This is a genomic window from Rhodococcus sp. NPDC060090 (assembly GCF_042729855.1).
In the GTDB taxonomy this organism is placed as follows: Bacteria; Actinomycetota; Actinomycetes; order Mycobacteriales; family Mycobacteriaceae; genus Rhodococcus.
Window position 1 is genome coordinate 160246 of record NZ_JBHWXB010000013.1, and the last position, 15030, is coordinate 175275.

Genomic DNA, 15030 nt, shown 5'->3' on the forward strand with positions numbered 1-15030 from the left:
CGGGTAGCGTGGTGGGTTGATGGCTGACACTGAAATGACCGTTGCGCAGCTGCGCGAATGGCTGCGGAACTGGATTGCCGACGCAACCGGCCAGCCGGTCTCCCAGATCTCGGACGACCGTCCGATGGAGGAGTTCGGGCTGGCGTCGCGAGACGCCGTCGCACTCAGCGGCGACATCGAGGATCTCCTCGGTGTCACGCTGACGGCGACGGTCGCGTACCAGCACCCGACGATCGCCTCGCTGGCGACTCGCATCATCGAGGGCGAACCGGAGGTGCCGGAAGGCACCGACGACGCGTTCTATGTCGCCGGTGGCGGCCTCGGTTCCAAGGATGTCGCGATCGTCGGCATGTCGACGCGCCTTCCCGGGAACGTCCACACCCCGGCCGAGATGTGGGATCTGCTCGCGTCCGGGCGCGACGGCATCACGGATCTGCCCGAGGGCCGCTGGTCGGAGTACGACGGCGATCCGCTCGTCTCCGAGGCCATCGCGAACGCGAACACCCGCGGCGGCTACCTCGACGACGTCAAGGGTTTCGACGCCGAGTTCTTCGCGATGTCGCCGCGCGAGGTCAAGATGGTCGACCCTCAGCAGCGTCTCGCGCTTGAACTGACGTGGGAGGCACTCGAGCACGCCCACATCCCGGCGAGCGACCTCAAGGGCGGCTCGGTCGGTGTGTTCATCGGCTCGTCCGCGAACGACTACATGCTCATCACGGCGTCCGACGCGTCGGTGGCCGATCCATACGCGATCACCGGCACGTCCACGTCGATCGTGTCCAACCGCGTCTCGTACTTCTTCGACTTCCGCGGTCCGTCGATCAGCATCGACACGGCGTGCTCGTCGTCGCTCGTCGCGGTCCACCAGGCGGTACGTGCGCTGCGCGGTGGTGAAGCGAACGTCGCGATCGCCGGTGGCATCAACATGCTGCTCGCCCCCGCCGGGACGCTCGGTTTCGACGAAACCGGAATGCTCACCGGCGACGGCAAGATCAAGGCGTTCTCGGCGGACGCGAACGGCATCGTCCGGGCGGAGGGCGGCGGGCTCGTCGTCCTCAAGCGACTCGAGGACGCCGAACGCGACGGCGACAACATCCTCGCCGTGATCGCCGGATCGGCCGTCAACCAGGACGGACGCTCCAACGGCCTGGTCGCGCCCAACCCGGACGCGCAGGCGGACGTGCTGCGTCGCGCCTACCGCGACGCGCAGATCCTGCCGTCGGGTGTCGACTACATCGAGGCGCACGGCACCGGCACGGTGCTCGGCGACCCGATCGAGGCCGATGCCCTCGGCCGTGTCATCGGTCGCGGTCGCGAGGCAGACAAGCCGGCGCTGCTCGGTTCCGCGAAGACTAATTTCGGGCACCTCGAGGCTGCCGCAGGCGCCGCCGGCCTGATCAAGGTCGTTCTCGCGATGCAGGAGAACACGCTTCCTGCCACGCTCAACTACACCGCGCCCAATCCGTACATCCCGTTCGACAAGGTCAATCTCCGGGTGATCCCGGAAGGCGCCGAGTGGCCGCGCTACTCCGGTCGTGCTGTCGCAGGCGTCTCCGGTTTCGGGTTCGGCGGCACCAACGCGCACCTCGTCGTGCACGAGTACACCGGCTCGGAAGGCCAGAGCGACTCCGAGGCCGAGGTCGAGGTCCTGCCCGACAGTGCCGAGGCCGCCGAGCATGCTCCTCCTTCGGAGCCCGCACGCCAGTTGCCCGTCGTGCTCGCCGTGTCTGCACCGATGCCGTCACGCCGTCGCCGTGCGGCGGCGGATCTTGCCGACTGGCTCGAAACCGAGGTGGGCAGCACTACCGCGCTGGCCGATGTGGCCCGCACGCTGTCGCGCCGCAACCACGGTCGGTCCCGTGCCGTCGTCATCGCGAGCGACCGCGCCGACGCGATCGCCGGGCTGCGTGCCGTCGCGGCAGGCAAGCCCGCGCAGAACGTCTTCACCGCCGACAGCCCGTCCCCGAACGGTCCGGTGTGGGTGCTCTCCGGATTCGGTGCGCAGCACCGCAAGATGGCCAAGCAGCTGTATCTGGAAAACCCGGTGTTCGCCGCTGCGGTCGACGAGGTCGACGAGTTCATCTTCGACGAGTCGGGCTTTTCCATGAAGGAGAAGTTCCTCGACGATGCGCAGGACTACAACGTCGAGACCGCACAGGTCGGTATCTTCACCATTCAGGTCGGACTCGCCGCGTTGCTGCGGCATCACGGTGCCGAGCCTGCAGCGATCGTCGGCCATTCGATGGGGGAGGCCGCAGGCGCGTACATCTCGGGAGGTCTGTCTCTCGAGGAGGCCGTGCGCGTGATCTGCGCCCGGTCGCGTCTGATGGGTGAGGCCGAGAGCGGGCTCGAGGGCGACGACATCCGCCTGATGGCGCTCGTCGAATACACCTCCGAGGAGATCACTTCGGTCCTGCCCGACTTCCCGCAGCTCGAGGTGTGCGTGTACGCGGCGCCTACCCACACCGTGATCGGTGGGCCGCAGGAGCAGGTCAATGCCATCGTCGCGCGCGCCGAGGCGGAGGAGAAGTTCGCTCGCGTCCTCCAGACCAAGGGTGCGAGCCACACCTCTCAGGTCGATCCGATCCTGGGTGAGCTCGCCGCCGAGCTCGCAGGCATGGAGCCGCAGCGACTGAAGGTGGACGTGTACTCGTCCGTCGACCAGGAAACGCTGTACCGCGCAGGTCACGAGGGCATCCACCCGGTCGAGTACTGGACGAAGGGCATGCGGCACAGCGTGTACTTCACCCAGGCGGTCCGGAAGGCGCTCACCGATGGGTACACGACGTTCGTCGAACTCAACGCCAATCCCGCGACGTTGATGTCGGTTGCTGCCACCGCGTTCGACGCCGGTGTGCAGGACGGCGTGTTCATCCAGACGCTCAAGCGTAAGGAAGACGAGTCGCTCGGTGTGCTCACCGCGCTCGCACAGCTCTACGTCCACGGGCACCAGGTGGATCTGCGCAGTCTGCTACCGGAGGGCGACTACGCCGACATTCCGCGCACCGCATTCCTGCGCAAGCCGTACTGGGTCGACGCCCGCATCGGCGGTAGCGGCGGCCACGGCCGGGTCCCCGGCGCGCACGTCGCGCTGCCCGACGGCAGGCACGTGTGGGAGGTGCAGGCGTCGGCGGTCACCGATCCCGCGGAGCTCGTCACCGCCGCCGCGTCGCAGGTCCTCGCCGATGTCGCTCTCACCGCATCCATCCGGCATGCCGAGCTGCCCGCCGCAGCCACGGTGACCACCACCCTCACCCCGCACCCGGGCGGTGCCTCGGTGCAGGTGCACGCCCGCACCGAGAGCGGTTTCACCCTCGTGCACGAGGGTGTCGTCACCTCCGGTGAGCCGCTGCCCACCCCGGTGATCGCCACTCGCGCTCGTCCGTCCGACGACGTCGAGGAACTGTCCGAGGTCGTCGAAACCTTCGGCGACAAGTGGGATCCCGAAGGCTCTCAGACCCTCGAAGCTCGCCTGACCCTGATCGTCGCCGAATCCATGGGGTACGCACCCGAGGATCTACCCGCCGAGATCCCGCTCATGGAGCTGGGCCTCGACTCGCTGATGGCGGTGCGCATCAAGAACCGCGTCGAGTACGAATTCGACATCCCGCAGCTGCAGTTGTCCGCGGTCAAGGACGCGTCGCTGCAGGATGTCGCGAAGTACCTGCACTACGCGGTCGAGAACCGCGAAGAGGTCGCGCAGCTCGCCGAGCAGCAGGCCGCGGAGAAGACAGCCGAGCGCGCTGGGACGGAAGCGTCGCTGTCGCCGGTCGAGGACACCACGGTGGTCGGCGAGGCAGAGCAGGTCCTTGCGGCGGCTGCGGAAGCGCAGGCTGCTGCTCCGGAAGAATCCGGCCTGAGTGAATCCGGCACAGAATCGTCCGGTCCGGATGTTCCGCCGCGCGACGCCGCTGAACGCCTGACTTTCGCGTCGTGGGCCGTGATCACCGGTAGATCCGCCAAGGGCATCTTCAACACGCTGCCGACCCTCGACGCCGCCGCGGCCGAGCGTCTCGCGGCACGGCTCACCGAGCGGTCCGGCGGGGAGATCACCGTCGACGACGTGCGCGGCGCGTCCACGATCGAACAGCTCGCGGAGACTGTCCGGCAGTATCTCGAGTCGTCCGACAAGATCGACGGAATAGTTCGGGCGCTGCGGTCCCGTCCCGAGGGGTCGTCGGCGGTGCCGGTGTTCGTGTTCCATCCCGCGGGTGGCTCGACCGTCGCGTACGAGCCGCTGCTGCGCCGCCTGCCTGCCGACACTCCGATGTACGGCTTCGAGCGCACCGAGGGCCCGATCGACGAACGTGCCAAGGTCTATCTGCCGCTGATCAAGGAGATCCAGGGCGACGGTCCGTATGTGCTGTACGGCTGGTCGCTCGGTGGGGTGCTGGCCTACGCGGTCGGTCGTCTGCTGCGGGCCGAGGGTAAGGACGTGCGGGTCATCGGTCTTCTCGACACGGTCATGCCCGGTGAGCAGGTCGAGGACACTCCCGAGGAGATCCGCAAGCGCTGGCAGCGGTACTCGGCCTTCGCGAAGAAGACCTACGGTATCGAGGCGCCGCTCCCGTACGACCTGCTCGCAGAGGCAGGCAGCGACGAAGAGCAGATCAAGATCCTCCTGAGCTTGCTCGAGATGAGCGGCGCAGAGATCCCCGGCGGCATCATCGAGCATCAGCGCACGTCGTGGCTCGACAACCGGGCGATCCAGACCGCGAAGCTCGAACGGTACGACGGCGATGTGGTGCTGTACATGGCCGACAAGTATCAGGACGACGCAATCGACCTGGAGCCGGCGTACGCTACCCGGCAGCCCGACGGCGGGTGGGGCGATGTGGTCGCGAATCTGGAGATCGTCCACGTCGGTGGCGATCACATCCAGATCGTCGACGAGCCGTACATCTCAAAGGTGGGGGCCGACCTGACCCGCAAGCTGGCCGACATCGAAGCCTCGAGGAGCTGAGCAAGTAGTGACCACCACGGCAGAGAAGCTGGCCGAGCTGCGCGCAAAACTGGAGATCGCGAACGAACCCGCAGGGGAAGTCGCGATCGCCAAACGCGCCCAGAAGGGAATTCCCAGCGCTCGGGAGCGCATCGACATGCTTCTCGACAAGGGCACCTTCGTCGAGATCGGCGCCCTGATGCGGACGCCCGGGAACCCGAACGCTTTCTACGGCGACGCGGTCGTCGTCGGGCACGGACTGGTCGACGGCCGGCCCGTCGCGGTGTTCTCGCACGATCAGACCGTCCTGGGCGGCAGTGTCGGTGAGATGTTCGGCCGCAAGGTGTCTGCCGTTCTGGAACATGCCTTGAAGATCGGCTGCCCGGTCGTCGGTATCAACGACTCCGGCGGAGCCCGCGTCCAGGATGCGGTGACTTCGCTCGCCTGGTACGGCGAGATAGGCAAGCGGACCGAGCCGCTGTCCGGGCTGGTCCCGCAGATCTCGGTCATCGTCGGCAAGTGCGCCGGTGGTGCGGTGTACGCGCCGATCAACACCGACGTCGTCGTCGCCACCGAAGAGGCGTACATGTTCGTCACCGGTCCGGACGTCATCAAGGCGGTCACGGGCGAGGACGTCAGTCTCGAGGAGCTCGGCAGCGCGCGTAAGCAGGCCGAATACGGCAACGTGCACCACGTCGCTTCCGACGAGAAGGCGGCCTTCGACTGGGTGCGTCAGTACCTGAGCTACATGCCGTCGAATGCGCAGGAGAAGCCTCCCGTGATCAACCCGGGCCTCGAGCCCGAGATCACGCCCGACGACATCGAACTCGACTCGTTCATGCCCGACGCCGACAACTCCGGTTACGACATGCACGACGTCCTGCTCAAGATCTTCGACGACGGCGATTTCTTCGAGGTGCGTTCACAGACGGCACCGAACATCATCACCGGTTATTCGCGCGTCGACGGACGCCCCGTCGGTGTGGTGGCGAACCAGCCGCTGTATCTGTCGGGTGCGCTCGACGCTGCCGCTGCCGACAAGGCCGCGCATTTCGTGCGTGTGTGCGATGCCTACGACATTCCGCTCGTCTTCGTCGTCGACACCCCGGGCTTCCTGCCCGGTGTGGAGCAGGAGAAGATCGGCGTCATCAAGCGTGGCGGCCGGTTCCTGTTCTCCTACGTCGAAGCATCGGTTCCGAAAGTCACGGTGGTGGTACGTAAGTCGTACGGCGGTGGCTATGCGGTGATGGGTTCGAAGCAGCTCGGCGCCGACATCAACTTCGCGTGGCCGACGGCGCGTATCGCGGTGATGGGTGCGGAGTCCGCGGTCGCGGTGATCGGCCGCAAGCAGATCGCCGAAGCCGGTGACAACGCTCCGGTGGTGCGTCAGCAGCTCATCAATTTCTACAACGAGCATGTCGCGACGCCGTATATCGCGGCCGAGCGCGGCTACATCGATGCGGTGATCGAGCCGAAGACCACGCGCCTCGAAATCCGGAAGGCGCTGACGCTTCTCCGCGACAAGAAGGTGTTCAAGAACCCGCGCAAGCACCACCTGCTTCCGCTCTGAGAGTTCGACCGAGAAGTCCCACCGGCCCGTCGACACGGCTGTGCCGGTGGGACTTTCGCGTTTCTGATTCAGTCGGTTCCGAATCAGTCGAGGACGACGGTGGCTTCGACCTCGACCAGGAGATCGGGCTCGGCCAGCGCCGAGACTCCGATGCCGGTGAGTGGTGCCAATGAGGCGTCGATACCGAGTTGGGCGGTCGCGCGGCCGATGCCCTCACCGATCGGGCCCATCTTCTCCGGGGTCCAGTCGACGATGTATGCGGTTATCTTGGCGACGTCGTTCCAGGTGGCGCCGACTTCCTTCAGTGCGGTCGTGATGTTGAGATAGCACTGCGCGGTCTGCGCGGCGAGGTCTCCTTCGCCGATTCGGTTGCCAGCAGCGTCGCGCGCCACCTGGCCGGCGATGAAGACCAATTTCGTTCCGGTGGCGATCGACACCTGCCGGTACATGTCGACCTGCGGTAGTCCTGCGGGATTCACGAGGGTGACGGCCATGAGTTCTCCTGGGGTGGTCGGGGTCCGAGCGGACCTTCAAACTATAACAGTGCAATGCTATGTAAAGTGGGTGCATGGCGAGGACGAAGGATCCGGCGGTGCGTACCCTCCTCGTCGAGCGCGCAGCGCAGATGCTGCGGGCCCGCGAGCCCCTCACCCTGCGCTCGCTGGTGGCAGGCACAGGAGTGTCGACGATGGCCGTCTATACCTACTTCGGTGGCATGGACGGCTTGTGGAAAGCTCTGCGGCAGGAAGGGTTCACGCGTCTCGGGTCCGGATTCCACACGGTGGAGACATCGAGTGATGCGGTAAGAGACCTTGCGGCGTTGTCCGCGTCCTACGTCGATAACGCCCTCGACCACCCTGACCTGTACCGGGTCATGTTCGACGCGAGCGTCGACCTGGAAGACCTCGAGGCGGCAGACGCCACCCTGGAGTACCTGGTCCAGGCTGTGCGGCGGGCGCAGGACGAGGGACGCTTCCGCGCCGACGTCGACCCGCTCGAACTGGCGATCCAGAGCTGGGCCATCGACCACGGACTCGTCTCGCTCGTGGCGAACGGGCCGCTACCGCACAGCACCCTCGAGCATTGTGTACCTATGCTCACTGCGTTGTTCGTCCATGCGGGCGATGAGCCCGACCGGTGTCGCGCATCAGTGGAGAGGGGGTGGGCGCAGCGGGTGCCCCCGCGAAATGTAGGAGGTCAGGCGGTGTGGAGAGCGCCCCGGATGTAGCCGAGGATGTGCTCGACCTCCTTCTCGGCGTCGAACCCCTCGGTGTCCTTCCACAGCAGGTGTTCCATCGAGGCCAGCAGCAGGATCGCCGTCGTGATCGAATCACGCTCCGGGTCGGTGGATCCCAGATCGGTGATCGGCCCCGCGAGAATGCGGGCGAGGGTGAGCTCGAGTTCCTCCCGTACCTTCGGAGCGTGGCTGCGTCCACCTCCGCCGACGACGTTGCGTGTCGCGGCGGCGATCTCGGGGTCGACGCCCTGCTTCAGGATCACGGTCGCGCCCGCGCGGAGCGCCGCTTCCGGCGTCTCGGCGGCATCGATCTTCCTGCGCAGATGACTGACCAGGCGGTGTCCGCCCTCTTCTACCACGGCATCGACGAAGTCGCCCTTGCTGCGGAAATACCGGTAGAATGCGTCGTTCGACAGCCCGGCGGCCGCCACGATGTCGGCGACGCGCGCGGGGGAGCCTGCGGTCAGCAGTTCGCGGCCTGCCTTGATCAAGCGGTCGACGTCGCGGCTCGCCGCCTCCTGTCGCGGGGTGAGGCTGCGCTGTACTGCTTCGGTGGCGCGGGCCGACATGGAGCTGGTGCCGGAGATGTTTTCGGTGGTCACCCTTGCCATTCTAGAGAGTCGGAACCGAATTCTGTGCGCCCTACCGCTCGTAGACCCGCAGCGTGCCCGGGTTCCACAGGCCCGACCGGGTGACCTGGTCGGTCGCGACATCGGCGGGCTCGGCGTTCGGGTAGTAACGCACATAGCGTTCGAGCGAACCCCAGTCGCGGGCCCAGTCCCCGTCGAGATACGTCGGAATCGCTTCTGCACGCGCGAGGACCTCGGTGAAGCCGAGTGGTCCACCGAATTCGGCGGCTTGCCAGGTGTCGGTGGACGACACGGCCAGCGGGCGGTCGGGCAGGATGCGATAGTTCGGCATCTCCGCGACCCCGTAGCGGTGGTCGAACGGCCGCTGACACGGGAACTGCAGGCCCACTGCCCAGTCCAGCAGCACCGGCTGTTCGGAGCCGATCACCGAGTCGAGCGTGTCGAGTTCGGGCATGCGGGGCGGGGTGAACGCGAGCCACTGGTCGCCGGTGAGGTTGGGATCGTGCGCGACGATGCGGACGACGTCGGCGTCCTCGGGGAGGTCTGCGACCGGGATCCGCAGGTTGCGCCACGACGGCGCGGGACCGATGTCGCGGGGCAGGTAGCTGCCCTTCGCTTCGAAGGTGCCGTCGGGATTGCTGGTGCCGTACTCGAGCATCAGCGACTGTCCGTAGGTCAGCGCGCCGGTGTCGTCGTACGACCAGATGCGACCGGCCGCGGAGATGACGATCAGCGGGGCGTTGTCGCTGCGTTCGGGCAGCCGGTACCAGCTCGATGTGAGCATCGCGGGTTCCTGGATGCCGTTCTGGTAGCTGCCGAGGATCGGTGTCACGGCCGGATCGAGGCCGAACGGCAACTTCACGGTGCTGCCGTTGATCGTTTCGGCACCCGAACCGCCGGTGGTGCCGCCGCCCGCGCCGGTCTCGAAGGTGGGGCCGATGCTCTGGGTGTCGGTATTGCCCTGCCCGGGCTTGACCTCGACGTAGTCGGCCGTCAGATCGCTCGGGACGCCGTTGGGAGAGAAGCCGACAGGCCCGCCTCCGGCGAGGGCATCACCATCGGCCGGCGGATTGGCGGGGTCGATGATCGGTTCGAGGCGCCCGGAATTCGGATCGCTCTCGACGAGCACGTCGTTGGCGAGGCCGCACGACGAACCAGTCAGGGCGTCGACGTTCGAGCGCGCCAGCGAGTACGCCGGATACTGCGACACGGCGCCCTTGACGAGCGACAGCACCTCGAACAACACCATCACTGCCGCGACGACGGTCAACGGTGCCGCCGCGAACGCGCGGATCCGGCGCCCCTTCTCCGACGTGGGCTTCTCCGGGGGCGGCGCATACCCTTCGCGCAGGTACTGCCAGGCGACGAGAGCGAGGGCAAGAGCGAACAGAACCAGGAACAGGCTGCTCGATTGGTAACCCGAGAGCGACACGGTCTTGTCGAACCACGGAACCCCGTAGCTCGACACGTACCACCAGCCGTTGATACCCGCGAACGAGACGGCGAGGACGAACAGCAGTCCGGCGAGGAAGATCGTGCGGTTACGCCGCGACCGCAGCGCCTGCGCCGACACGACCACAGCGGTCAACGCGGCAAGGGATCCGGCGATGCCCGCGTACGCCCCGAAGTGGTGGGTCCACTTCGTGGGGTTGAACATCATGAAGAAGATCGTTCCGAACACGATGCCGATCAGGCGCCACGACGGGCTCACCGCGATACCGGGGATGCGGCGACGGCGCAGCAGCACGAGCAGCGTCGTGAACAGGCACAGGATCATGACGAGGAACGCGAAGCGGCGCGGCAGCGACCCGTCGACGGTCTGCACCATGAGGTAGTAGTAGCGGAGGAAGTCGTTCCACCACTCCTCGTTGGGACCGATGATGGTGCGCACGCGGGTGGCTTCGAGCACCGCGGAGAGCGTCTGGTCGGAGAACACCACGACGAGGACCAGCAGACCGGCGGCTCCGATCGGGGCGAGCAGCGCCGCGGTGCCGACCTCGCGGTGCTTGCGGACGATGATGCGCGTCATGGGCCGGATACCGGCGATCAACGCGGCGATACACATCAGGCCGGTCGGGGCGGCCGCGAGTGTGAATGCGCCGATGAACACGGCCATGGCGGCGGGGAGCAATCGTCCGGTGGCGATGGAGCGTTCGATGGAGCACCACGTGAGCAGTGCGCCGAGGGCCACGATCGGTTCGGGACGCAGGCCGTTGTTGTAGGGCAGCCAGAACGCGAGGAACACGAGTCCGCCGGTCCACAGCGCGATCTGGTTGTGCCGCACCGCCCGTCCGAGACGCGGTACGACCTCGCGGCTGATCACCATCCAGCACAGGATCCCGGCGATCAACGCGGGCAGGCGCATCCAGGGGCTTGCCGTCGAAATCTTCGCGAACGCAGCCAGCACGTCGTAGTACCAGCCGAACGGCGCCTCGGGGACACCGAACCAGCGGAAGTAGTTGGCCATGTACCCGGCATGATCGGACACCCGGGCCATGGTGAGCAGATAGCCGTCGTCGGAGGTGTTGGCGCCGAAGAAGTGCCACCCGATCAGCGTGCCGACCACCACGAAATCGATACCGCGGAACTTCCACCAGTGCGACGGGAAGAATCGCCGGTGCCCACGGCCGTCGGTGCCGTCGAGTTTCGCGAGCGCGCCCAGCGCCAATGCCGTCGACAGCACCGCGAGGATCATCGCGAGGGACTTCACGAGCGTCGGCGACGACGAGAACCGCGAGTCCACATCGATGAGCACGTCGAGGCCGGGGACATCGGTGCTCAGGTCGCTGAACACACCGACGACGAGGGGCCGCAGGTCGCCGGTCAGCTCACCGGCACGTGGGTTGCCGTTGTCGTCGGTGAGACCGACGAACTCCGCGGTGGTGCGTTCGATGTCGGAGAAGATACGGATCTCGGTGCAGGCGCCGGATGCGACCTCGGTGCGCGGGGCGCTCGCGACCACGACGTTGCGATCGAGAACGTCGACGTTCTCCGCCCCGACCCGGACGAACATCGCGTTGAGCGCGGCGTCCTGTCCGCCTGCGGGCGCGGTCGCGAGGAGCATCCCGCCGCTGTCGGGCATCTGCGCGATCGCGGCGCACGGCACGGTCGCGCTCAGCTGCAGCGGCACCTGCGACATGAGCGGTGCCTCGACGTCCGTCATCGAGCCGTTCTGCGGCCACGACACGGTGGCCTCGGTGACCTTCACGGGCAGGAACGGGGTTGCGAGCGCGAGCAGCATCCCGATGATGCCGGTGACGACTGCGATGAGCCGCGCGGTTCGGTACTGCGTTCGTAGATCCTCGCCGACCGGCCGGGTGGCGGTCACGGTCGGGGAGGAGTCGATTCTCGCGTCGTCGGGCACGGGTGTCGATGGTATCGGGCGACGAGCAGCGGGAACACTCACCCTCACTCGAGCAGATCGGGTACTCCGTCACGGATCGATCCCGGACTCCACAGTCCGGAGCGGGTGATCTCCTCGACGCGGACGGTCGCGGTCTGCGCGTCCGGGTCGATCCGGCGATACCGTTCGAGCGACCCCCAGTCGCGACCCCAGTCGTGATCCAGGTAGGTGGGCACGGTCTCGGCGGTGAGCAACAGCGGGATCCACCCGAGGGGTCCGCCGCCGATGGAGTCCTGCCACCCGTTGGTCGCATCGGCACCCACCCGGTCGGGGAGGATCCGGTACTCGGGAACCTCCGCGACCCCGTAGCGGTGTGCGAACGGGCGCTGGCACGGGAATGCGAGCCCGACCGACCAGTCGATCAGACCCGGGGCATCGGAGCCGACGACGTCCTGCAGGGTGTCGAGCTGTGGCATCCGCGGCGGCGTCACCGCGACCCACTGGTCCGGCGACAGGTCGCCGTCGTCGACGACGAGCCGCACCGCGTCGGCCTCCGCGGGAATCGCGTCGCTCGGCACCCGCAGATTGCGCCACGACGGAGACGGTCCGATGTCGATCGGCGCTACCCGCCCGATCTCCTCGACACTCTCACCTGCGGTGACGCCGAACTCGAGGAGTACCTCCTGGCCGGGGGTGATGACTCCGTCGGGGTCGACGTACTGCACGCGACCAGCAGCGGTGACGACGAGCAGCGGTGTGTCCTCGGTGCGTTCGGGCAGCGCATACCACCCGGATTCGAGCTCTGCGGCGTGCTGAACGCCGCCCCGGTAACTGCCGAGCACCGGGGTGCGCGCGGGGTCGAGACCGAACGGGAGCCGCACGGTGCTGTCGTTGATCCCGGCGTCGCCGCGGCGTCCGCCGCCGGTACCTGCCGTCGTCGAGGTGGTGGTGCCGCCTTCGTCGGCCTCGACGGAATTCGCGCCACCGGAGGTGGAGATCTCCGCGTCGGCGGTGAGGTCCAGCGCGACACCGTCGGGTGTGAATCCTTGCGCGCGGCCGGCGCCGAGAGCGTCGGCGACCGAACCGCTCAGCGGAGCGAGCATGGTGGCGTTCGGGTCGGTCTCGACGAGGACGTGGTCGGCGAGACCGCACCCGTCGCCGGTGAACGCGGCGATGTTCGATCGCGCGATGGAGTAGGCCGGGTACTGCGACACGGCGCCCTTGACGAGGGAGAGCACTTCGAACACGACGACCCCCGCTGCGATGACGGTCAGCGGAGCAGAAGCGAGCGCGCGAGCCCTGCCGCTCCGCACGGGCTTCTGCTTCGCGAACGGTTCGCGGAGGTGGAACCATGCCGCCACCGCCAGCGCAAGAGCCGTGAGGACGAGCAGTGCCGTCGAGAACGCGTATCCGGAGATGGACGGTGGCTTGTCCCACCAGGGGACGCCGTAGCTGGACACGTACCACCAGCCGTTGGACCCGGTGAACGACATCGTGAGGACGAACAGCACACCCGCGGTGAACAGGGCACGGTTGCGGGCCGACCGGATCCCGGCGGCCCCCACCCCGACTGCCGCGAGTGCCGCGACCGCCGCTGCGAGGCCCGCGTACACACCGAAGTGGTGGGTCCACTTCGTGGGGGTGAGCATCATCAGCAGCATGGAGGCGAAGACGATGCCGAGGATGCGCCGCGAAGGCCCGATCGCGGTACCGGGGATGCGGCCCTTGCGGAGGACCAGCATCACGCACACCACGAGGCACAGCAGCATGACGAGCACCCCGAACCGGCGGGCCAGCGACCCGTCCGGTGCCACGGTGAGCAGTGCGTCCCAGCGCAGTCGTTCGTCGAACCACGGCACGTTCGGTCCGACTGCGGACCGCACCCGGGTGGCCTCGAGCACCGACGCGAGCGTCTGATCGGCGAACACGGCGATCATGACGACGGTGCCCGACGCGAGGACCGGGGCGAGCTGCGGGAGGACCCCGACGAGAGGCCGTCGCGCAGCCACCAGCTTCGTGACCGGGCGCGCCCCGGCGAGCAGCGCGGCCACACAGATCAGACCGGTGGGGCCTGCGGCGAGTGAGAACGCGGCGATGAGCACGCCGATCGCCGCGGGCAACATGCGGCCGGTCGCGATGGCGCGTTCGATCGAACACCATGTGAGCAGCGCGCCGACGGCGATGATCGGTTCGGGACGAAGACCGTTGTTGTACGGCAGCCAGAACGCGAGGAACACGAGTCCCGCCGTCCACAATGCGATCGTGCTGTGCCGGACGGCCACACCGAGACGCGGAATCACCTCGCGGCTGATGACCATCCAGCACACGATCGCGGCGACGAGCGTGGGCAGGCGCATCCACATGCTGGCCGTCGACACCTCGGACATCACGACCAGCACGTCGTAGAACCAGCCGAACGGCGCCTCGGGCACCCCGAACCATCGGAAGTAATTCGCCATGTACCCCGCGTCGGTGGATACGCGGGCCATGTTGAGGATGTAGCCGTCGTCGGAGGTGTTCGCGCCGATCACATGCCACAGCAGCAGGACCCCGACCACGACTGCGTCGGTGAGCGTGAAACGCCACCAGTGCGACGGCAGGAACCTGCGTGCCCGGCGGCGGTCGACGCCGTCGATGCGGTGCAGCGCGACGAGCGACGACAGCGTCGCCAGGGCGCACACGATCATCGCGACCAGCTTGATCACCGTGGGAGTGGAGGTGAACCGCGAGTCCAGTTCGGCCTGCACCGACAATCGCTCGGTGTCGGTGGCTGCGGCGCCGTCGAGATCGGAGAAGACACCCACCATCTGCGGACGGACATCGCCCTCGATGGTGACCTCGACGGCAGGATCGGCGCCGACGATTCCGGCCGCGGTCCGCTCGGAGTTGGACGCCACGGTGACGGCGGTGCACTGCTCGTCGAGCGGGGCCGAGACCAGTACGGAATTCCTCAGTACCGCCTCGACGGTGCCGGGTGCGCCGTCCTCACCGGGGGCGACCCGGATCACGAGTGCGTTGCCGGTCGCATCCGGCGCACCGGGCGGCACCGTCGACACGAGCGTGCCGCCGTCCTCGCCGAGCGCACCGGCCGCGGCACACGGCACGCTCACCCGCAACGTGAGCGGCGTGTACGTGATGAGTGGCGCTTCGATGTCGGCGAGGCTGTTGCTCTGGGTGCCCTCGCTCTGGGGCCCCTCGCTCTGGGGCCCCTCGCTCTGGGGCCACTGGACGGTCGCGGCTTCCTGCTTCACAGGGAGAAACGGGATGGTCAAAGCCAGGACGAACCCGAGCAGACCTGTGACAACAGCGATGAGTCGCGCGGTACGGACGCTCGCGGTCACGGAGGAA

At 67.5% G+C, this 15030-nt stretch carries 7 protein-coding genes; 3 read left to right on the forward strand and 4 right to left on the reverse strand.

The annotated features are described in order from the left end of the window. Positions 1-34: 34 nt before the first annotated feature. Both pks13 and ACFWCF_RS18900 read left to right on the forward strand, forming a co-directional pair. Entirely contained in the window at positions 35-4963 is a 4929-nt protein-coding gene (pks13, locus tag ACFWCF_RS18895) for a polyketide synthase Pks13 (RefSeq protein ID WP_378564550.1), read from the forward strand. Between the two features lie 7 nt (positions 4964-4970). Beyond that, complete coding sequence (locus tag ACFWCF_RS18900) at positions 4971-6512, forward strand: acyl-CoA carboxylase subunit beta (RefSeq protein WP_378564440.1); 1542 nt, start codon at positions 4971-4973, stop codon at positions 6510-6512. Positions 6513-6595: 83 nt separating this feature from the next. On the opposite strand, the gene ACFWCF_RS18905 is transcribed toward ACFWCF_RS18900, so the two are convergent. After that, a complete protein-coding gene (locus ACFWCF_RS18905) occupies positions 6596-7006 on the reverse strand; it encodes a RidA family protein (RefSeq protein ID WP_378489385.1) in 411 nt (136 codons plus the stop codon). A 74-nt stretch (positions 7007-7080) separates the two neighbouring features. Here ACFWCF_RS18905 and ACFWCF_RS18910 point away from each other — a divergent pair, with 74 nt between their 5' ends. Next, positions 7081-7740 carry a TetR/AcrR family transcriptional regulator gene (locus tag ACFWCF_RS18910; protein ID WP_378564443.1) on the forward strand — a complete coding sequence of 220 codons (660 nt, stop codon included), beginning with the start codon at positions 7081-7083 and terminating at the stop codon, positions 7738-7740. On the opposite strand, the gene ACFWCF_RS18915 is transcribed toward ACFWCF_RS18910, so the two are convergent. The 3 genes from ACFWCF_RS18915 to ACFWCF_RS18925 form a co-directional block, all read right to left on the reverse strand. Beyond that, a complete protein-coding gene (locus ACFWCF_RS18915) occupies positions 7710-8351 on the reverse strand; it encodes a TetR/AcrR family transcriptional regulator (RefSeq protein WP_378564446.1) in 642 nt (213 codons plus the stop codon). The genes ACFWCF_RS18910 and ACFWCF_RS18915 overlap by 31 nt on opposite strands. Positions 8352-8391: 40 nt before the next feature. Then, on the reverse strand, positions 8392-11580 hold the full coding sequence (locus ACFWCF_RS18920; protein ID WP_378564553.1) for an arabinosyltransferase domain-containing protein: 3189 nt from the start codon (positions 11578-11580) through the stop codon (positions 8392-8394). A 167-nt stretch (positions 11581-11747) separates the two neighbouring features. Continuing rightward, positions 11748-15023 (reverse strand): arabinosyltransferase domain-containing protein, encoded by a 3276-nt coding sequence (locus ACFWCF_RS18925; RefSeq protein ID WP_378564449.1) that lies wholly within the window; start codon positions 15021-15023, stop codon positions 11748-11750. Positions 15024-15030: the final 7 nt, after the last annotated feature.